General features: G+C 71.7%; 14 protein-coding genes and 1 pseudogene. 7 read left to right on the plus strand and 8 right to left on the minus strand.

The window, feature by feature from the left end; translation table 11 throughout:
- Positions 1-70: 70 nt before the first annotated feature.
- The 3 genes from dxs to ACFRMN_RS07600 all read left to right on the plus strand — a co-directional run bounded on the left by dxs (position 71) and on the right by ACFRMN_RS07600 (position 5,413).
- Entirely contained in the window at positions 71-1,984 is a 1,914-nt protein-coding gene (gene dxs, locus ACFRMN_RS07590) for a 1-deoxy-D-xylulose-5-phosphate synthase (protein WP_383014757.1), read from the plus strand.
- A 151-nt stretch (positions 1,985-2,135) separates the two neighbouring features.
- Positions 2,136-3,635 (plus strand): amino acid permease, encoded by a 1,500-nt coding sequence (locus ACFRMN_RS07595; protein ID WP_383014760.1) that lies wholly within the window; start codon positions 2,136-2,138, stop codon positions 3,633-3,635.
- Between the two features lie 92 nt (positions 3,636-3,727).
- The gene (locus tag ACFRMN_RS07600) at positions 3,728-5,413 is read left to right on the plus strand and encodes a glycosyltransferase family 39 protein (RefSeq protein WP_383014763.1); all 1,686 of its coding nucleotides are present in this window, start codon (positions 3,728-3,730) and stop codon (positions 5,411-5,413) included.
- 20 nt (positions 5,414-5,433) lie between these two features.
- Here ACFRMN_RS07600 and ACFRMN_RS07605 read toward each other — a convergent pair.
- Positions 5,434-5,805 (minus strand): annotated as a pseudogene (locus ACFRMN_RS07605) (NTP pyrophosphohydrolase); the annotation flags it as partial.
- Between the two features lie 117 nt (positions 5,806-5,922).
- On the opposite strand from ACFRMN_RS07605, the gene ACFRMN_RS07610 reads away from it, so the two are divergent.
- Positions 5,923-7,083 (plus strand): hypothetical protein, encoded by a 1,161-nt coding sequence (locus ACFRMN_RS07610; protein ID WP_383014766.1) that lies wholly within the window; start codon positions 5,923-5,925, stop codon positions 7,081-7,083.
- Between the two features lie 100 nt (positions 7,084-7,183).
- Here the strand turns inward: ACFRMN_RS07610 and ACFRMN_RS07615 are convergent, their stop codons facing one another.
- The 5 genes from ACFRMN_RS07615 to ACFRMN_RS07635 all read right to left on the minus strand — a co-directional run bounded on the left by ACFRMN_RS07615 (position 7,184) and on the right by ACFRMN_RS07635 (position 13,892).
- On the minus strand, positions 7,184-9,316 hold the full coding sequence (locus tag ACFRMN_RS07615) for a 3-hydroxyacyl-CoA dehydrogenase NAD-binding domain-containing protein (RefSeq protein WP_383014769.1): 2,133 nt from the start codon (positions 9,314-9,316) through the stop codon (positions 7,184-7,186).
- On the minus strand, positions 9,313-10,533 hold the full coding sequence (locus ACFRMN_RS07620; RefSeq protein WP_383014772.1) for a thiolase family protein: 1,221 nt from the start codon (positions 10,531-10,533) through the stop codon (positions 9,313-9,315). Before ACFRMN_RS07620 ends, ACFRMN_RS07615 begins: the two co-directional genes overlap by 4 nt.
- Before the next feature lie 410 nt (positions 10,534-10,943).
- Complete coding sequence (locus ACFRMN_RS07625; RefSeq protein WP_383014775.1) at positions 10,944-12,242, minus strand: HRDC domain-containing protein; 1,299 nt, start codon at positions 12,240-12,242, stop codon at positions 10,944-10,946.
- 76 nt (positions 12,243-12,318) lie between these two features.
- Complete coding sequence (locus ACFRMN_RS07630) at positions 12,319-12,978, minus strand: response regulator transcription factor (RefSeq protein WP_030350743.1); 660 nt, start codon at positions 12,976-12,978, stop codon at positions 12,319-12,321.
- A 224-nt stretch (positions 12,979-13,202) separates the two neighbouring features.
- The gene (locus tag ACFRMN_RS07635; RefSeq protein WP_383014778.1) at positions 13,203-13,892 is read right to left on the minus strand and encodes a DUF3000 domain-containing protein; all 690 of its coding nucleotides are present in this window, start codon (positions 13,890-13,892) and stop codon (positions 13,203-13,205) included.
- Between the two features lie 91 nt (positions 13,893-13,983).
- On the opposite strand from ACFRMN_RS07635, the gene hemE reads away from it, so the two are divergent.
- Complete coding sequence (hemE, locus tag ACFRMN_RS07640) at positions 13,984-15,048, plus strand: uroporphyrinogen decarboxylase (protein WP_383014781.1); 1,065 nt, start codon at positions 13,984-13,986, stop codon at positions 15,046-15,048.
- A gap of 18 nt (positions 15,049-15,066) precedes the next feature.
- Here the strand turns inward: hemE and ACFRMN_RS07645 are convergent, their stop codons facing one another.
- Positions 15,067-16,446 carry an FAD-dependent oxidoreductase gene (locus ACFRMN_RS07645; protein ID WP_383014784.1) on the minus strand — a complete coding sequence of 460 codons (1,380 nt, stop codon included), beginning with the start codon at positions 16,444-16,446 and terminating at the stop codon, positions 15,067-15,069.
- Positions 16,447-16,501: 55 nt separating this feature from the next.
- Positions 16,502-17,500, minus strand: coding sequence for a DUF4349 domain-containing protein (locus ACFRMN_RS07650; protein ID WP_383014787.1), 999 nt, complete (start codon positions 17,498-17,500; stop codon positions 16,502-16,504).
- A 143-nt stretch (positions 17,501-17,643) separates the two neighbouring features.
- Between ACFRMN_RS07650 and hemG the strand changes: the two genes are divergently transcribed.
- Positions 17,644-19,098: a protoporphyrinogen oxidase gene (gene hemG, locus ACFRMN_RS07655; RefSeq protein ID WP_383014790.1), complete on the plus strand. Its 1,455-nt coding sequence runs from the start codon at positions 17,644-17,646 to the stop codon at positions 19,096-19,098.
- 4 nt (positions 19,099-19,102) lie between these two features.
- A complete protein-coding gene (gene hemQ / locus ACFRMN_RS07660) occupies positions 19,103-19,819 on the plus strand; it encodes a hydrogen peroxide-dependent heme synthase (protein ID WP_383014793.1) in 717 nt (238 codons plus the stop codon).
- The last annotated feature ends 173 nt before the right edge of the window (positions 19,820-19,992 follow it).

Consider the following 19,992-nt stretch of genomic DNA (forward strand, 5'->3'; position numbering starts at 1 on the left):
CACTCGCGCGAGTGGAACATTAGACTCGCCAGATCGGCATGCTCGACAGCTCATACGCAAGGAGGCACGGGTGGCGTTGCTGACCCGCATCAGGGGACCGCGCGATCTGGACCGGCTCGGCCCGGAGCAGCTGGAGCAGCTGGCCGGAGAGATCCGGTCCTTCCTCGTCGAGGAAGTCTCCAAGACCGGTGGCCACCTGGGCCCCAACCTCGGTGTCGTTGAGCTGACCATCGCCCTGCACCGGGTCTTCGACTCCCCGAAGGACAAGGTCCTCTTCGACACAGGGCACCAGTCGTACGTCCACAAGCTGCTCACCGGCCGTCAGGACTTCTCGAAGCTCAAGAGCAAGGGCGGCCTCTCCGGCTATCCGTCCCGCGCCGAGTCCGAGCACGACATCATCGAGAACTCCCACGCCTCCACCGTGCTCGGCTGGGCCGACGGTCTCGCGAAGGCCAACGAGGTCCTGAAGAAGCACGACCATGTGGTCGCGGTGACCGGTGACGGCGCGCTGACCGGTGGTATGGCCTGGGAGGCGCTGAACAACATCGCCGCCGCCAAGGACCGTCCGCTCGTCATCGTCGTCAACGACAACGAGCGTTCGTACGCGCCGACCATCGGCGGTCTCGCGAACCATCTCGCCACCCTGCGCACCACCGACGGCTACGAACGCTTCCTGGCCCGCGGCAAGGAGATCCTGGACCGCACACCGGTCGTCGGCAGGCCCCTCTACGACACCCTGCACGGCGCCAAGAAGGGCCTGAAGGACTTCATCGCTCCGCAGGGCATGTTCGAGGATCTCGGACTGAAGTACGTGGGCCCGATCGACGGCCATGACATCGAGGCCCTGGAGTCCGCGCTGCTGCGCGCCAAGCGCTTCGGCGGCCCGGTCATCGTGCACTGCATCACAGAGAAGGGCCGCGGCTACGAGCCCGCCGAGCAGGACGAGGCCGACCACTTCCACGGCATCGGCCCCATCCACCCCGACACCGGACTGCCCATCGCCGCCGCCGGCATGGACTGGACCTCCGTGTTCGGCGAGGAGATGGTCAAGCTCGGCCACGAGCGCGAGGACATCGTCGCCATCACCGCGGCCATGCTCCAGCCGGTCGGTCTGGAGAAGTTCGCGAAGGCGTTCCCCGGCCGGGTGTACGACGTCGGCATCGCGGAGCAGCACGGCGCGGTGTCCGCCGCGGGCCTCGCCACCGGCGGGGTGCATCCGGTGTTCGCCGTCTACGCGACGTTCCTGAACCGCGCGTTCGACCAGGTCCTGATGGATGTGGCCCTGCACCGCTGCGGAGTGACGTTTGTGCTGGACCGGGCCGGGATCACCGGCACCGACGGCGCCTCCCACAACGGCATGTGGGACATGTCCATCCTCCAGTGCGTGCCGGGGCTGCGGATCGCCGCTCCACGCGACGCCGACCAGGTGCGCGCCCAGCTCCGGGAAGCGGTGGAGGTCGAGGACGCCCCGACCGTCGTCCGGTTCTCCAAGGGCGCGGTCGGCCCGGCGGTCGCCGCCGTCGGCCGGGTCGGTGGTATGGACGTCCTGCGCAGGACCGAGGAGGGTACGGCGGACGTCCTGCTGGTCTCCGTCGGCGCGCTCGCCCCGATGTGCCTGGACATCGCCGACCTTCTCGACAAACAGGGCATCACGACCACGGTTGTCGACCCCCGCTGGGTCAAGCCGGTCGACGAGGCCCTTGCCCCGCTCGCCGAGCAGCACCGCGTGGTCGTCACCGTCGAGGACAACAGCCGGGTCGGCGGCGTCGGTTCGGCGGTCGCCCAGGCGCTGCGCGACGCCGGGGTCGACGTACCGCTGCGGGACTTCGGGATTCCGCCGCGCTTCCTCGACCACGCCTCCCGCAAGGAGGTCATGGCCGAGATCGGGCTGACCGCGCCGGACATCGCGCGCCAGGTCACCGGCCTGGTCGCGAAGCTGGACGGCCGGCTGGTGGACTCTCCCACCGAGGCCGCCCGCGACTGATCCTCCTCGTCGTAGGTACCGATGGGCCGGTGGGGCCGCTCTGTAAGAGTGGTCCAATCGGCCCATCCGTGTGAAATTCGCCCATATCGGGTGCCGGAAATGGCACGCCTCTCGATCATGGCCGGATGAACGCGCACACGGAGGTACGCCGGTGAGTACGCAGCGGGACTCGGGACCAGCCGGAAACGGCGTGTTCCGCACCAAGGACGTCGAGCAGTCGATCCGTGACACCGAGGACCCCGAGTTCGCGCTCAGAAAGTCCCTCTCCGCGCTCGATCTGACGGTCTTCGGCGTCGGTGTGATCATCGGCACCGGTATCTTCGTCCTGACCGGTGTGGTGGCCAGACAGACGGCTGGGCCCGCCACCGCCCTCGCCTTCGTCGTCGCCGGGATCGTCTGCGCGCTGGCCGCACTCTGCTACGCCGAGTTCGCCTCGACGGTGCCGGTCGCCGGATCCGCGTACACCTTCTCGTACGCCTCGCTCGGTGAACTGCCCGCCTGGATCATCGGCTGGGACCTCGTCCTGGAACTGGCGCTCGGCTGCGCGGTCGTCGCGGTCGGCTGGTCCGGCTATGTGCGCTCCCTGCTGGGCAACGCCGGGGCGAGTCTGCCGGACTTCCTCTCCGGCACGCAGAACGGGAGGTTCGGCTTCGATCTGCTCGCGTTCCTGCTCGTCCTCGCCCTGACCTGCATCCTGGTCATCGGCGTCAAGCTCTCCTCGCGCGTCACCAGCGTCGTCGTCGGCGTCAAGGTCACCGTCGTCCTGCTCGTGATCATCGTCGGTGCGTTCTTCATCAACGGCGCCAACTACCAGCCGTTCATCCCGCCGTCCGAGGCGGCCGCCGGTGGCGGCGGGCTCAGGGCCCCGCTCATCCAGCTGCTGGCCGGCTACACCCCCACCAACTTCGGCGTCCTGGGCATCTTCACCGCCGCGGCCATCGTCTTCTTCGCCTTCATCGGCTTCGACATCGTCGCGACCGCCGCCGAGGAGACCGTCAATCCGCAGCGCGACGTACCCCGCGGCATCCTCGGCTCCCTCTTCATCTGCACCGTGCTCTATGTCGCCGTCTCGATCGTCGTCACCGGAATGCAGCATTACAGCGAACTGACGGTGGACGCACCGCTCGCCGACGCCTTCAAGTCGGTCGGCCATCCCTTCTGGGCCGGGCTGATCAGCTTCGGCGCGGCCGTCGGACTCACCTCGGTCTGCATGATCCTGCTGCTCGGCCAGACCCGGGTGTTCTTCGCGATGAGCCGCGACGGACTGCTGCCACGTACCTTCTCCCATGTCCACCACCGGTTCGGCACGCCGTACCGCTCCACCGTCCTGCTCGGGGTGATCGTCGCGATCGTGGCCGGCCTCACCTCCATCGAGGAACTGGCCGAACTGGTCAACATCGGCACGCTGTTCGCCTTCGTCGTGGTCGCGATCGGCGTCATCATCCTGCGTAAACAGCGCCCCGACCTGCCGCGCTCGTTCCGCACCCCGCTCGTGCCGTATCTGCCGATCGCGTCCGTGCTCGCCTCCTTCTGGCTGATGCTCAACCTGCCCGCCGAGACCTGGCTCCGCTTCGGCGTCTGGATGGTCATCGGCGGGGTCGTCTACTTCGTCTACGGACGCGCGCACAGCCGCCTCGGCCAGTCCCGCTGACGGTCCGTCAACCGCGCGGAAGTCCGCCACGTGGGCCCGGCCCCGTATGTCCTGCTCCGGCACGGACCGCGGGGCCGGTTACTGTGCCGCGCATGGTCGTCGAGCCGCCCGCCCTCCGGTACGTCACGCCCCCGCCACGTTCCGCCCCGCACCCCGTACCGGCCCCCGCCCGGCCGGCCGGCCCCACCGTCGGCTACTGGCGGCGGCTGCTCCCCGTGCTCGCGCTGCTGACGCTCGTCACCCGGCTGCCTTCCTTCCGCCCGCCCCTGTGGAGCCCCGACGAGGGCTATCTCGCCGTCCAGGCACGGATACTGGCCGCCGGGGGAGCGCTCTACGACACCGTCGTCGACCGGAAGCCGCCGCTGCTGCCCTGGCTCTACGAATCGGCCTTCGCGCTCTTCGGCGACGAATCCCTGTACGCGGTGAAGGCGCTCGCCGTCCTCGCCCAACTGACCACCGCCGCGCTGCTCGCCGCCATCGCCCGGGGACGCTGGGGCGACCGCGCGGGCCGTACCGCCGGGGTCCTCTACCCGCTGGTCTCCATCGGACTCAACCCCGAGGACGCCCAGTCGGCCACCTTCGAGGTCTTCATACTGCCGTTCACCGTCGCGGCGATGTGGTGCGCGGGCCGGGGCCGCTGGGGCGCCGCCGGGCTCGCCGTCGCCGGGGCGCTGCTGACCAAACAGACGGGCGGCGCCGTCCTCGCCCCGGTCCTGTGGCTGCTCTGGAACACCGCGCGCACCGCGCCCGCGCCCCTCTTACGGGCCGCCGTCGGGCGGCTCGCCGCCGGGCTCGTGCTGCCCGTGCTCGCGGTGGCCCTGCTCACCACCCCGTCCGGCTTCCTCTTCTGGGCGGTGACCGGATCGGGCGCGTACGCCACCCTCACCGGCTCCGAACTCCATGTGCTCTCCCGGGCCCTGGCGAACACCGCGCTGCTCGCTCTCGCCTGCGCGGGACTGCTGCCCCCCGTCATCCGCGCCCTGCGCACCCGCGGCGGCACCGGCGGACCGGGCGCCGACCTCTGGGTATGGCTCGCGTCCTCGTCCGCCGCTGTCCTGCTCGGCTTCCACTTCTTCGGCCACTACTTCCTGCAACTCCTGCCGCCGCTGGTGCTCCTGGCGACCGCCGCGCTGCGCCTGCTGCCCCGCGACCGGCTCGCCTCCGCACTGCTCACCTCGGCCTGCGCCTGCGCGCTGTTCCTCACCTGGGGCATTCTCGCGCCCCGGGCGGAACTCTCCCACGCCCAGCGCCTCGCGGACGCCGTACGGGCCCGTACAGCGCCCACAGACCGGGTTCTGGTCTGGGGGATACACCCGGAGATCTACTGGCTCGCCGACCGCGCCCCGGCCAGCCGCTATCTGACGGCCGGTCTGCTGACCAACTACAGCGGTGGCAGGGACGGTCCCCGGGTCGGCGAGAAGTACGCGATGGCGGGCACCTGGCCGGTACTCGTCGACGAACTGAGGGCGCGCCCGCCCGCCCTGGTCGTGGACGACTCACGCGGCAAGCCCTTCGCCCCCGACCGGCTGCCCACGCTGCGCGCGCTGCTCGCCCGGGGCTATGAACCACTGCCGGGGACGGTCGACGGGGCGGTGCTCTACGTACCCTCGCCCGGCGAGCCGCCCGACGGCCCGTCCGAGAACCCTTCGGGCGCCCCCGCCGGCGGCGCGTCCGTGCTCCGGTCCGCCGTCCGGTCCCCGGTCTGGTCCGGGGCCGCGTCCGAGTCCGGGGCCGGGGCCGGGGCCGCGTCCGAGTCCGAGCCAGGGTCCGGTGGCTGATCCTCCGGCGCCCGGCGCTCCGGCGCCCGGCGTACGGTCCTGGGCCCGGCGCACTCCGCCCCGTGCGCCGCTACCCGCCCGCGCAGCTCACGGTCCGCCGTGACGACGACACAGCCCGCGCCGTCCGCCGCCGCCCGCGCGGCCAGTTCCACGATCAGGTCGTCCCCGCCCCCGGCCGCCGCCTCCACCCGTACCCCCGGTACGGACTCCACGCCCCGCGCGGCGCCCTCCACGACGAGCACGACCTCGACGGGCCCCGGATGCCCCGCCGCTCCCCGCGCGGCGTACGGCACCAGGGAGTCACGCAGCCGCTCGGTGGCACCACGCCGGTCGCGCCACCACCCGTCGGGAACGGATCCGACCACATTCGCCGCGTCGACGATCAACCGCATCAGCACCTCCGCAGCGTCGCACAGTGCCGGACCGTACGGCCTCCCGGAGCCCCCGTCCCCGCCCCTGAGTACTATCGAGTTCTGGGTTTTCCGCGCTCGGGAAGGTGGCAGTGGGCCATGACACCGCGGTCCGGACGGACGTCGAAGCGGTCGGGGGACAGCGCGAGCCAGGCCCCTGACCGGGGCGCGACGCCACGCCGTACGCCCCCCGCGTCCCGCACGGACGACGCCGTCCCCGCGACCACCGGCTGGCTGCTGCGCGGCAAGGACGGCAGGCTCACGGCGTACGCGCCGAACGCCGACGGGGTGCTCCGCTGGACGGAGACCCGCCCCGGCGGCCCCGACTGGTCGGGGCCCGAGCAACTGGCCGCCCGGGGCCTGCTGCCGTATCTGTCGGTGGCGCAGAGCGCCGAGGGCTTCGTCCATCTGGTGGGGGTACGGAAACGTCCACGCGCCGACGGGCCCGCCGACACCGATCTCGTCCACGCCGTCCAGTACCAGACGGGCCGCCCGCTGCGGGACTGGCAGTCGCTGGGGAACCCGCACGGGAAGGACCGCGAGAAGGGCGTGGACATCGGCCTGCCGTCCGCGGTCCTGGACACCACCGGCTCGGTGCATCTGTTCCTCCGCAACGCGAACGGCGGACTCTCGGCCAAGCACCAGTCGCCCACCGGCCGCTGGCAGCCCTGGGGCGGCGCCAACGCCGAGGACACGGAGCTCACCGGCGAGAGCGCCGCCGCCGTCACCGACCGCGGACTGATCGATGTCCTCGTCCCGGCCCGGGAGACCGTGGTGCGCTGGCTGCGCCCGAAACCCGACGCGAAGCTGGAGCGCGCCGAGGACGAACCGGAGGCGAGGGTCGAGCCCGGCACGATCACCGCCTCGCGCACCGGCGGCGGACGGCTCACCCACTTCTGGCGCGACGCCGGCGACGGCACCGTACGCGCCTGGCGCCCCGGGACGGCACCCGCGCGGCTGGGCGGTCCCGGCACCGGCCCGCTCGCCCTGCTGCGTACCCCCGTGGACGGCCACGACTGCACGATCCTGGCCCAGCGCGGCGCCGACGGCCGCCCGCACATCGCCGCCTACCCGACGGAGAACGAGGCGGCGGGCCTCCACTGGACCCCGACCGGGGAGCGCTGCTCCGGCGCGCCCGCGCTGGCGCTGGACGGCCGGGGGCGGGTGATCCTCGCGGTGATCGGCGAGGACGGCTCCTTGCGGACGGCCCGTCAGAAGGCGGAGCCGGGCCTGGCGCTGGAGGCGTGGACCCGGATCTGAGCGACATACGGAGGCCGCGACGGACCGGTACGGACCGGGCCGGGCCGGTACGGAAGTGAAGTCCCCTTCCGTACCGGCCCGTTCGCCGTACGCCGTGAGCCTACGCGGGGACGCTCGCCACGCCCGGCGCCAGGAACCGCTTGCCGTTCACCCGCTCCGAGACGCCCTCCCTGTCCAGATACGGGGTGATGCCACCCAGGTGGAAGGGCCAGCCCGCGCCCGTGAGCAGACAGAGGTCGATGTCCTGGGCCTCGGCCACGACGCCCTCGTCCAGCATCAGACCGATCTCCTGGGCCACCGCGTCCAGCACCCGCTCGCGCGTCTGCTCCTCGGTGAGGACGACGTCACCCTGCTGGAGGAGCGCGGCCACCTCTGGGTCCAGCTCCGGCTTCCCGGAGTCGTGGACATAGAAGCCGCGCTTGCCGGCCTTGACGACCGCCGCCAGGTTCCCGGAGACCGTGAAGCGGTCCGGGAACGCGCCGTGCAGGGTCTGCGAGACATGCAGACCGATGGCGGGACCGACCAGTTCGAGCAGCACCAGCGGGGACATCGGCAGCCCCAGCGGCTCGACCGCGCGCTCCGCCACCGCCACCGGAGTGCCCTCGTCGATGACGTTCTGGATCTCGCCCATGAAGCGGGTCAGGATGCGGTTGACGACGAACGCCGGCGCGTCCTTCACCAGCACCGCGCTCTTCTTCAGCTTCTTCGCCACCCCGAACGCCGTGGCGAGCGAGGCGTCGTCGGTCCGCTCCCCGCGCACGATCTCCAGCAGCGGGAGGACCGCGACCGGGTTGAAGAAGTGGAAGCCGACGACCCGCTCGGGGTTCTTCAGCTTCGACGCCATCTCGGAGACCGACAGCGACGAGGTGTTGGTGGCGAGGATCGCGTGCGCCGGGGCGACCGCCTCGACCTCCGCGAACACCTTCTGCTTGACGCCCATCTCCTCGAAGACGGCCTCGATGATGAAGTCCGCGTCCGAGAAGCCCTCGGCCTTGTCCAGCACACCCGAGACCAGGCCCTTGAGACGGTTGGCCTTGTCCTGGTTGATACGGGACTTCAGCAGCAGCTTGTCGATCTCGCCGTGGACATAGCCGACGCCCTTGTCGACCCGCTCCTGGTCGATGTCCGTGAGGACGACCGGGACTTCGAGACGGCGCAGGAAGAGCAGCGCCAGCTGAGAGGCCATCAGCCCCGCGCCGACGACGCCGACCTTGGTGACCGGGCGCGCCAGCGCCTTGTCGGGGGCCCCGGCCGGCCGCTTGGCGCGCCGCTGCACCAGGTTGAACGCGTAGATGCCGGAGCGCAGTTCACCGCCCATGATCAGATCCGCGAGGGCCTGGTCCTCGGCGTCGAAGCCGGCCTGGAGATCGCCGTCCTTGGCGGCGGCGATGATGTCCAGCGCGCGGTAGGCGGCCGGAGCCGCGCCGTGCACCTTGGAGTCGGCGATCTGCCTGCCGCGCTCCACCGCCCGGTCCCATGCCTCGCCGCGGTCCACCTCGGGGCGCTCGACGGTCAGTTCGCCCGTCAGCACGGACGCGGTCCAGCTCAGCGACCGCTCCAGGAAGTCGGCGCCCTCGAAGATCGCGTCGGCGATGCCCAGTTCACGCACCTGGGCGCCCTTGAGCTGCTTGTTCTGGTTGAGCGAGTTCTCGATGACGACGGAGACCGCGCGGTCCGCGCCGATCAGATTCGGCAGCAGCGTGCAGCCGCCCCAGCCGGGGACGAGGCCGAGGAAGACCTCGGGCAGCGAGAACGCGGGCAGCGCGGCCGAGACGGTGCGGTACTGACAGTGCAGACCGACCTCGACACCGCCGCCCATCGCCGCGCCGTTGTAGTACGCGAACGTCGGTACGGCCAGCCCGGCGAGCCGCTTGAAGACCTCGTGGCCGCCCTTGCCGATCGCGAGCGCGTCCTCGTGGCGCTTCAGCAGCTCCACGCCCTTGAGGTCGGCGCCGACCGCGAAGATGAACGGCTTGCCGGTGATCCCGACGCCGACGACCGTGCCGTCGGCCGCCTCCTTCTCGACCTGGTCGATCGCGGCGTCGAGGTTCGCCAGCGACTGCGGTCCGAAGGTGGTCGGCTTGGTGTGGTCCAGGCCGTTGTCCAGCGTGATGAGCGCGAAGCGCCCGGCGCCCGCGGGGAGGTCGAGATGGCGTACATGCGCCTGCGTGACGACCTCGCCGGGGAACAGCCCGGCCGCCCCCTTCAGGAGTTCCGTGGTGCTGGTGCTCACTTGGTGCCTCCGTCGAAGTGCGGGTTCTCCCAGATGACCGACGCGCCCATGCCGAAGCCGACGCACATGGTGGTCAGCCCGTAGCGGACGTGCGGGTGCGACTCGAACTGCCGCGCCAGCTGCGTCATCAGCCGGACACCGGAGGAGGCCAGCGGGTGGCCGAACGCGATGGCGCCGCCGTACTGGTTGACGCGTTCGTCGTCGTCCGCGATGCCGTAGTGGTCCAGGAAGGCCAGCACCTGCACCGCGAAAGCCTCGTTGATCTCGAACAGACCGATGTCGGAGATCGAAAGACCCGCCTTGGCGAGCGCCTTCTCCGTCGACGGGATCGGGCCGTACCCCATGACCTCCGGCTCGACGCCCGCGAACGCGTACGAGACCAGCCGCATCCTGACCGGAAGGCCCTGCTCGCGCGCGAAGTCCTCGGCGGCGATCAGCGAGGCGGTGGCGCCGTCGTTGAGCCCCGCCGCGTTGCCCGCGGTGACCCGGCCGTGCGGCCGGAACGGGGTCTTCAGACCGGCCAGCGTCTCCAGCGTCGTCCCCGGCCGCATCGGCTCGTCGGCGGTGGCGAGCCCCCAGCCCGTCTCCCCCGCGTCGGGGTTGGTGCGGCGGATGGAGATCGGCACCAGGTCCTGCTGGATCGTGCCGTTGGCGTACGCCTTGGCGGCCTTCTCCTGCGAACGCACCGCGTACTCGTCGGCGCGCGCCTTGGTCAGGTGCGGGAAGCGGTCGTGCAGATTCTCGGCGGTCATCCCCATGAAGAGCGCGGAGTCGTCCACGAGCTTCTCGGAGACGAAGCGCGGGTTCGGGTCGACGCCCTCGCCCATGGGGTGGCGGCCCATGTGCTCGACCCCGCCGGCCACGACGATGTCGTACGCGCCGAACGCGATGGAGCCCGCGGTGCTGGTGACCGCGGTCAGCGCGCCCGCGCACATACGGTCGATCGAGTAGCCGGGTACGGACTGCGGCAGCCCGGCGAGGATCCCCGCGGTACGGCCGAGCGTGAGGCCCTGGTCACCGAGCTGGGTGGTGGCGGCGATGGCGACCTCGTCGATCCGGGCCGGGTCGAGGTCCGGGTTGCGGCGCAGCAGCTCCCGGATCGCCTTCACGACGAGGTCGTCGGCGCGGGTCTCGTGGTACATGCCCTTCGGGCCCGCCTTGCCGAACGGGGTGCGGACGCCGTCGACGAAGACGACATCCCTGACGGTACGAGGCACGATGGCTCTCCTCCAGGGTGCGGGGTGGCACTGCGGGGCGCGCTTGAGGCGCGCTACCGCTTCTATGCTACTTGTGGGTAACCACGCTGCCCAGCCCGGGCCGCTCTTTTTAAGGGCTCGGTTCGCCTCCGGGCGCTTGCTGTGTCCATCAGCGGCCTCCGGCCGCGGACACCGTCGACGGTCGACCGTGCTCGATTAGCTCGGTCCTCACGAATCTCCGCCCACGCGGCGGAGCCGCATAGTGAGCACAGCCTCCCTTTCGACGTCGGCGCTGCCCCTTTGGCTCACTCGCCGGCGGACGTGGCCACCCCGGGCGTCCCAGGCGTCGTGAACCACCGGGGCCGGCCCGCGGCGGACCACTGGCCGGCCCCGCCGGAAGGCGGGGCGCACCGTCAGTACGACACGGCCGGTCAGTCCGGCACCGACAGCGCACGCGTCAGCAGCGGCGCCACCTGCTCGACCTGCCAGGCGCGTGCCCCGTGGCCCGCCAGCGCCTCCGCCACCTTCTCCACCGTCGGTCCCTGCGGCGGCTCCCAGCAGACCCGGCGCACCGTGTCCGGCGTGATCAGGTTCTCCTGCGGCATGTTCAGCCGCTCGGCCAGCTCCGAGACCGCGGCGCGGGCGGCCGACAGCCGGGCCGCCGCCTCCGGGTCCTTGTCCGCCCAGGAGCGCGGCGGCGGCGGTCCCGCCACCTGCTGGCCCGGCTGGGGCAGCTCCGCGTCGGGCAGCGCCCTGGCCCGGTCGATCGCCGCCTGCCACTGCTCCAGCTGCCGGCGTCCCATCCGGTGGCCGAAACCGGTCAGCGCGGTCAGCGCGTGCACGTTCACCGGCAGCGCCAGCGCCGCCTCGATGATCGCGGCGTCGCTCAGCACCTTGCCGGGGGAGACATCACGCCGCTGCGCGACCCGGTCGCGGGTGGTCCACAGGTCCCGTACGACCGCCATCTGACGGCGGCGGCGTACCTTGTGCATCCCCGACGTACGGCGCCACGGGTCCTTGCGCGGGGGCGGCGGCGGGGCCGAGGCGATCGCGTCGAACTCCTGGTGCGCCCAGTCCAGCTTGGACTGGCGGTCCAGCTCCTTCTCCAGCGCGTCCCGCAGATCGACGAGCAGCTCCACATCGAGCGCGGCATAGCGCAGCCACGGCTCGGGGAGCGGACGGGTCGACCAGTCGACCGCGGAGTGGCCCTTCTCCAGGGCGTAGCCGAGGACGTTCTCGACCATCGCGCCGAGGCCGACCCGGGGAAAGCCCGCCAGCCGGCCTGCCAGTTCCGTGTCGAACAGCCGGGTGGGCGTCATGCCTATTTCGCGCAGGCAGGGGAGATCCTGAGTCGCCGCGTGCAAAATCCACTCGGTCCCGGCGAGCACCTCGCCGAGACCGGAGAGATCGGGGCAGCCGACTGGATCGATCAGCGCCGTGCCCGCGCCCTCGCGGCGCAGCTGGACGAGATAGGCGCGCTGACCGTACCGGTAACCGGACGCACGCTCGGCGTCGACGGCCACGGGGCCGGTGCCCGCGGCGAAGGCCGCGATCACCTCGGCGAGCGCCTCATCGGTGGCGACCACCGGCGGAATGCCCTCGCGGGGCTCCAGCAAGGGGATCGGCGCCGATTCGACGTCGTCCGGGGGCAGCGACATGAGCGGCTGCCGCCGCTGGCCCCCGGTGGTTCGCAGTGCTGGCTCTGCTGCGGTCTCTTGGGCGTCGGTCACCTGTCAAGGGTATCCGTGAACGGAAGGCGCCCGTCGACGGAACGTTCCGTCGACGGGCGGTGGGGGCGAGAAGTGGTCAGTGGATGATTCCGGTACGGAGGGCCACGGCGACCATCCCCGCCCGGTCGCCCGTGCCGAGCTTGCGCGCGATCCGGGCGAGATGGCTCTTGACGGTGAGTGCGGACAGGCCCATCGAGACACCGATGGCCTTGTTGGACTGGCCTTCGGCGACCAGCCGGAGCACTTCGACCTCACGGCCGGAGAGCTCCCGGTAGCCGCCCGGGTGACTCGGGGCCCCCGGAGGACGGCGGTGCATCCGCTGGCCGGCGCCGATGGGGGCGGCGCCGGGACGGCCCGGGTGGCCGATGTTCGTACGGGTGCCGGTGACGACATAGCCCTTGACACCGCCCGCGAGGGCGTTGCGCACCGCGCCGATGTCATCGGCGGCGGAGAGGGCGAGGCCATTGGGCCAGCCCGCGGCTCGGGTCTCGGACAGCAGGGTCAGCCCGGAACCGTCGGGCAGATGGACGTCGGCAACGCAGATGTCGCGTGGGTTGCCGACGCGGGGGCGGGCCTCCGCGATGGACGACGCCTCGATGACGTCACGGACTCCAAGGGCCCACAAGTGGCGGGTGACGGTGGAGCGGACGCGTGGGTCGGCTACGACGACCATGGCCGTCGGCTTGTTCGGGCGGTAGGCGACCAGGCTTGCGGGCTGCTCTAGGAGAACGGACACCAGGCCTCCTGGGAAGGTGCGGGACGGGGCCGGCTCGGGGGATGAAGCCGGGGCTATCCGTGCTTGAAGGGTCATTGACCTCTTCGGCAGCAATCCCGCCCGCCTTTAGAGAAAGATCACGATTTGGTGAGTAACAATTCGGGCAATTCGGACGGGTGATCGATCATTCCGTTACGGGCCCCACCCGCGGCGGCGCGGTGCGGGCGGTCAGGACACCCGCGGCCTCAGGACACCTGCGGCCCGCGCCGCTGCGGCAGTGACACCACACCCGCGCCGGCGCCCGGGTCCGCCCCGCCCGCGGCCGGCCCTGTCGAGGCGGGCGGCAGCCCCGCGATCTGGCAGAGCAGATCGCACCAGGCCGCCAGATGCGCCGCCGCGTCGGGCGCCCCGCCCCGGCCCTCGCGCGGAGTCCAGGACGCGCGGATCTCGATCTGCGTGGCGGGTCTGCGCTCGGCGAGACCGCCGAAGTAGTACGACCCGGCACGCGTGACGGTGCCGCTGGCCTCCCCGTACGACAGTCCGCGCGCCTCCAGCGCGCCGGTCAGCCAGGACCAGCACACCTCGGGCAGCAGCGGATCCGCCGCCATCTCCGGCTCCAGCTCCGCCCGTACGAGCGTCACCAGCCGGAAGGTGCCCTGCCAGGCGTCATGTCCGGCCGGGTCGTGGAGCAGGATGAGCCGGCCGTCCGCCAAGTCGTCGTCGCCGTCGACGACCGCCGCCTCCAGGGCGTACGCGTACGGTGCCAGCCGCTTGGGCGGCGGGGTCGGGTCGACCTCGATCTCGGGACGCAGCCGCGCCGTTCGCAGTGCTTCGACCGCCGAACGGAACGTGGCCGGACCGGAATCCCCCTCCGCGCCCCCCGTTCCCTCGGTGCCGTTGGAATGATCGGAAAACTGTCCCTGAGCCGCAGCCATGCGGGGAAGAGTAGGCGGAACGCGCGTCTCGCGCAGGGAAGGACACCCGGGCCGGGGCAGCGGCTTCCCCGTACATGCGAAGATTCTGGTCGTGAGCGCCTTTGACCGCCCCTCGGGCCAGCAGACGAAGCCGTACGAATCGCCCTTTATGAAGGCGTGCAGGCGTGAACCGGTGCCGCACACACCGGTCTGGTTCATGCGGCAGGCGGGGCGCTCGCTGCCGGAGTATCTGAAGGTGCGCGAGGGAATTCCGATGCTGGAATCCTGCATGCGGCCCGAGCTGGTCACCGAGATCACTCTCCAGCCGGTACGGCGCCACAAGGTCGACGCCGCGATCTACTTCAGCGACATCGTCGTCCCCCTCAAGGCCATCGGCCTCGACCTCGACATCAAGCCCGGGATCGGCCCCGTCGTCGCCGAGCCGATCCGGACCCGCGCCGATCTCGCCCGGCTGCGCGACCTCACCCCGGACGACGTCTCGTATGTCACCGAAGCGATCGGCATGCTCACGGGCGAACTGGGCGCCACCCCGCTCATCGGCTTCGCCGGCGCGCCGTTCACGCTCGCCAGCTATCTCGTGGAGGGCGGCCCGTCCCGCAACCACGAGCACACCAAAGCGATGATGTACGGCGACCCGGAGCTGTGGGCCGATCTGCTCGACCGGCTCGCGGACATCACCTCCACCTTCCTCAAGGTGCAGATCGAGGCGGGCGCGAGCGCCGTGCAGCTCTTCGACTCATGGGTGGGCGCCCTGGCCCCGGCCGACTACCGCCGTTCCGTGCTGCCCGCCTCGGCGAAGGTCTTCGACGCGGTCGCCCCGTACGGCGTCCCGCGTATCCACTTCGGGGTCGGTACGGGCGAACTGCTCGGCCTGATGGGCGAGGCGGGCGCGGATGTCGTCGGCGTCGACTGGCGGGTCCCGCTGGACGAGGCGGCCCGCCGGGTCGGCCCCGGCAAGGCGCTCCAGGGCAACCTCGACCCGGCCGTGCTCTTCGCCCCGACGGCGGCGGTGGAGACCAAGACCCGCGAGGTGCTGGACGCGGCGGCCGGTCTGGAGGGCCATGTCTTCAATCTGGGCCACGGTGTGCTGCCGAGCATGGACCCGGACGCCCTGACCCGGCTCGTGGAGTACGTACACACCCAGACCGCCCGCTGACTCCCGAGCGGTCCGCGGCTACACCCCCGCCTTCCGTACCGCCGTCGTCGCCTTGCGCGCGGCGACCAGCACCGGGTCCCAGACCGGGGAGAACGGCGGGGCGTAGCCCAGGTCCAGGGTGATCATCGCCTCCACCGTCATCCCGGCCGTCAGCGCCACCGCCGCGATGTCCACCCGCTTCGCCGCGCCCTCACGGCCGACGATCTGCGTACCCAGCAGTCGGCCCGTACGGTGCTCCGCGAGCATCTTCACCGTCATGAAGGCGGCGCCTGGGTAGTAACCGGCGCTGTTGGTGGACTCGATGGTCGCGGTGACGAACCGGAGGCCCGCCCGCCGGGCGTCCTTCTCCCGCAGCCCGGTCCTGGCGATCTCCAGGTCGCATACCTTGCTGACGGCCGTGCCGACCACCCCGGGGAAGGTCGCGTAGCCGCCGCCGGCGTTCGCGCCGATGATCTGGCCGTGCTTGTTCGCGTGGGTGCCCAGCGGGATGTGCCGGGTCGCGCCCGAGACCAGGTCGAAGACCTCCACGCAGTCCCCGCCGGCCCAGATGTTCTCGTGGCCGCGCACCCGCATGGCCAGATCGGTGAGCAGCCCTCCGTGCGGCCCGAGGGGTAGACCCGCGGCGCGGGCGAGGTTGGTCTCCGGCTCCACGCCGATGCCGAGCACGACCACATCGGCCGGGTACTCGGCGGCGTCGGTGACGACGGCCCGTACCCGGCCGTCCGCGCCGGTGCGGATGCCGGTGACCGCCGTCCCGCCCACCGTCGTGATGCCCATCCCGTTCATCGCCTCTTGGACGAGCCGGCCCATGTCGGGGTCGAGCGTCGCCATCGGGTGATCGTCGCGGTACACCACGGTGACCCGATAACCGCGCTTCAGCAGCGCCTCCGCCATCTCCACCCCGATATAACCGGCGCCGACGACGACCGCGCGCCGGCCTTCCGTACCGCCGAGGGTGTCCAGCAGCGCCCGGCCGTCGTCGAGGTTCTGCACGCCGTGCACGCCCGGCGCGTTGATCCCGGGCAGCGCCGGGCGCACCGGGCGGGCGCCCGTCGCGACGACGAGCTTGTCGAAGCCGGTCCAGCTCTCCGTACCGTCGGAGAGATCGCGTACGCGCACCCGCTGCCCAGGCACGTCGATCTCCACGGCCTCTGTGCGCATCCGCAGATCGATGGCGCGTGCGCGGTGCTCCTCGGGCGTACGGGCGATCAGTTCACCCGGTCCCGACACGTCCCCGCCCACCCAGTACGGAATGCCGCACGCGGAGTACGAGGTGAAGTGGCCGCGCTCGAACGCGACGATCTCCAGCTCCTCCGGTCCCCTCATCCTGCGGGCCTGCGATGCGGCGGACATGCCCGCCGCATCGCCGCCGATGACCACCATGCGCTCCGCCGCCATTGCGCGCCCCTCTCGCTTCCGTGTTCCCGGGGAACGCTACGCGGGCGGATCCGGATCAGTCCGCGCGCGTCCCCTCAGCGGCCGACGCGTCGGGAGCCGGCGAGGGCTCGGCCGAGGGCGAGGCGGAGGACGCGGAGGTGGGCCAGGGCGCGGGTACCGGCTCCGGCCTGCGGGGCAGTCGGCCGCGTACCAGCCGCCACAGCGCGTAGAGCACCGCGAGCACGGCGGCGAACGGCGCCACCGCGCCGATCACCACCCCGATCCACCGCACGGTCGCGGTCAGCGCGTCCCAGCCGCCGCCCAGCGCGTCCAGGAACCCGGGACCGTCCTCCTCCTTCGTCTTCTCCTTCCTGACGACCGGAGCCTCGGTGAGCTCCAGCGTGATGGTGGCCAGGGACGTCCGGTCCTTGAGCGACGCCTGCTGCGCGAGCAGGGACTCCAGAGCGGCCTGACGCGTACTCAACTCGCCCTCCAGCGTGACCACATCGCTGAGCCGCGTCGCCCGGTCCATCAACTCCCGTACGCGCGCGACGCTCGCCCGCTGCGAGGCGATCCTGCTGTTCACATCGACCACCTGGTCGGTGACGTCCTTCGCGTCCGCCTTGCGCGCCACCAGCGTGCCGGTGCCCGCCAGTTCGGCCAGGACCTCGTCGTACGCGTCCTGCGGCACCCGCAGCACGATGCGCGAGCCGACATGGTCGCCCTCGATCCGCTCGGTGGACTCGTTCTCCACGAACCCACCGGAATTCATCGCCGCGGCCCGCGCCGTGGCGAGCGCCTTCTCCGTGTTCTTGACGCGCACGGTGAGTTCGGCGGTGCGGATCACCTGCGTACCGGCCGTCGCGGGCCGCTGCTCGGCGCCCGTCCCCTCGCTGCCCGGCGCGGGCGCACCGGCCCCCGACCCGGCGTCCGCCGTGTCCGCCTGCCGCTCCTGAACCGGTTTCGCGGCGCTGTCCGCCGCCGTCGCGTTGTCACTGCCACCGTCGGCGCTGCATCCCGCGAGCGCGAGTGAGACAGTGAGTAGTGCTGCCGCGAACGCTGGCATCGCGCGCATGTCGGCCCCCCAGGGACGGTTGATGAGAGTGTGATGCCGGTTCGACGTGCGACGCCCGGACATGGATGCTCATCTACGGTCCCGAAGCGGTCACGGTCGGGACTCGTTATGGACCGTCCAAGACGGTTTGAGAGAGTGGGGGCATGGAGTCGAGCGCGCAGCACGTGGACACGCCAACGGGCCATGTGGTCGTCATCGGGGGCGGTATCGCCGGTCTCGCCGCCGCGCACCGGCTGCTGGGCGCCGGGGTCCGGGTCACACTGCTGGAGGCCACCGACCGGCTCGGCGGCAAGCTGCGGACCGGCGAGATCGAGGGCGTCCCCATCGACCTCGGGGCCGAGTCGATGCTCGCGCGCCGGCCCGAGGCCGTCGATCTGGCCGAGGCCGTCGGGCTCGGAGAACTGCTCCAGCCGCCCACCGCCACTACCGCCTCGGTGTGGACGCGCGGGAAACTGCGGCCCATGCCCAAGGGCCATGTGATGGGCGTGCCTGGCGACCCCGCCGCCCTCGCCGGGCTGCTCTCCGACGAAGGGCTCGCCAGGATCGCCCGCGAACCGGAACTGCCGCCCACCGAGGTCGGCGACGATGTCCCGGTCGGCGAGTACGTGGCCCAGCGGCTGGGCCGCGAGGTCGTCGACCGGCTGGTGGAACCACTGCTCGGCGGGGTCTACGCGGGCGACGCGTACCGCATCTCCATGAGGGCGGCCGTTCCGCAGCTCTTCGAGCTGGCCAGAACCCATGACTCCCTGCTGGCGGGTGTGCGCGACCTCCAGGCCACGACCGCGGGCAAGCAGCGCGACGGCGGAGCGCCGGGCGCGGTCTTCGCGGGCATCGCGGGCGGTGTGGGCAGCCTGCCCGGCGCCGTCGCGGACGCCGTACGGGCGGGCGGCGGCGAGATCCTGGTGGAGACGCCCGTCCTCGGCCTCAGACGCACCCCCGACGGCTGGCTGATCCGTACCGAGCGGAGCACCCTGGCCGCCGACGGCGTGGTGCTCGCCACCCCCGCCTGGTCCGCCTCCGCGCTGCTCTCCGACGAGTCCCCGGCAGCCGCCGCCGAACTCGCCGCGGTCGAGTACGCGTCGATGGCGCTGGTCACGATGGCGTTCCGGCGCGCTGATCTCGGCGCGATGCCCGAGGGCAGCGGGTTTCTCGTACCGCCCGTCGACGGCCGCACGATCAAGGCGTCGACCTTCTCCACCCGGAAGTGGGGCTGGGTCGCGGACGCCGCGCCCGGCCTCTTCGTCCTTCGTACCTCCATCGGACGGTATGGCGAGGAGGAGCAACTGGAGCGCGAGGACAGCGAACTCGTCGGTGTGTCGCTGCGCGACCTCGGCGACGCGGTCGGGCTCACCGCGAAGCCGGTGGCCACGGAAGTGACCCGCTGGACCGGCGGCCTGCCGCAGTACCCCGTCGGCCACCTGGCCAGGATCACCCGGATCCGCGAGGCCGTCGCCAAGCTCCCGGGGCTGCGGCTGTGCGGCGCCGCGTACGACGGCGTCGGTATCCCGGCGTGTATCGCGTCCGCCCGGCGCGCGGCCGACGAGATCATCGACACGTCGACCCTGGCGCGGGCCACGGGACGGGGCGCGGGAGAATAGCCCCATGACTGCTGCACCAGAGAAGACCCCGAACGCGGGCAAGAAGGCCAAGGACCTCAACGAGGTCATCCGCTACACGCTGTGGTCCGTCTTCAAACTGCGCGATGTGCTGCCCGAGGACCGGACCGGCTTCGCGGACGAGGTCCAGGAGCTGTTCGACCAACTCGGCGCCAAGGACGTCACCGTACGCGGCACCTACGACGTGTCCGGGCTGCGCGCGGACGCCGACGTCATGATCTGGTGGCACGCGGAGACCGCGGACGAACTCCAGGACGCGTACAACCGCTTCCGCCGTACCCGGCTCGGACAGCGGCTGGAGCCGGTCTGGTCGAACATGGCGCTGCACCGCCCCGCCGAGTTCAACAAGTCGCACGTACCGGCCTTCCTGGCCGACGAGACGCCCCGCGACTATGTGAGCGTCTACCCCTTCGTACGGTCCTACGACTGGTACCTGCTGCCCGACGAGGACCGCCGCAGGATGCTGGCCGACCACGGGAAGATGGCCCGTGGCTACCCCGACGTGCGCGCCAACACGGTCGCCTCGTTCTCGCTCGGCGACTACGAGTGGGTGCTGGCCTTCGAGGCCGACGAGCTCTACCGGATCGTGGACCTCATGCGCCATCTGCGCGGCTCCGAGGCCCGCCTGTACGTCCGGGAAGAGGTCCCGTTCTACACGGGCCGCCGCAAGTCGGTCGCGGACCTCGTGGCGGGACTCGCGTAACTCCGGCCTCCGGAAGCACTCCGGAAGCACTGTGGATGTGGTGGCCGGCCGGCCCGCTGTGGGCCGGCCCGGCCACCCCGCCCGGAAGATCAGACGATCGCCGGCGGCCCCTGGCCGCTCGCCGGCCCGTCCAGCGACACCGGGTCCGGCTTCGGGTTCCCATCGGCCGCTGA

It is taken from the genome of Streptomyces sp. NPDC056835 (genome assembly GCF_042789485.1).
GTDB lineage: Bacteria > Actinomycetota > Actinomycetes > Streptomycetales > Streptomycetaceae > Streptomyces.

Bases quoted from the DNA above. Each gene is read 5' to 3' on its own strand.
- ACFRMN_RS07650 (WP_383014787.1), bottom strand. From the start codon at position 17,500: ATGCGCGCGATGCCAGCGTTCGCGGCAGCACTACTCACTGTCTCACTC.
- hemG (WP_383014790.1), top strand. From the start codon at position 17,644: ATGGAGTCGAGCGCGCAGCACGTGGACACGCCAACGGGCCATGTGGTC.
- ACFRMN_RS07645 (WP_383014784.1), bottom strand. From the start codon at position 16,446: ATGGCGGCGGAGCGCATGGTGGTCATCGGCGGCGATGCGGCGGGCATG.
- ACFRMN_RS07600 (WP_383014763.1), top strand. From the start codon at position 3,728: ATGGTCGTCGAGCCGCCCGCCCTCCGGTACGTCACGCCCCCGCCACGT.
- ACFRMN_RS07635 (WP_383014778.1), bottom strand. From the start codon at position 13,892: ATGGCTGCGGCTCAGGGACAGTTTTCCGATCATTCCAACGGCACCGAG.
- hemQ (WP_383014793.1), top strand. From the start codon at position 19,103: ATGACTGCTGCACCAGAGAAGACCCCGAACGCGGGCAAGAAGGCCAAG.
- ACFRMN_RS07610 (WP_383014766.1), top strand. From the start codon at position 5,923: ATGACACCGCGGTCCGGACGGACGTCGAAGCGGTCGGGGGACAGCGCG.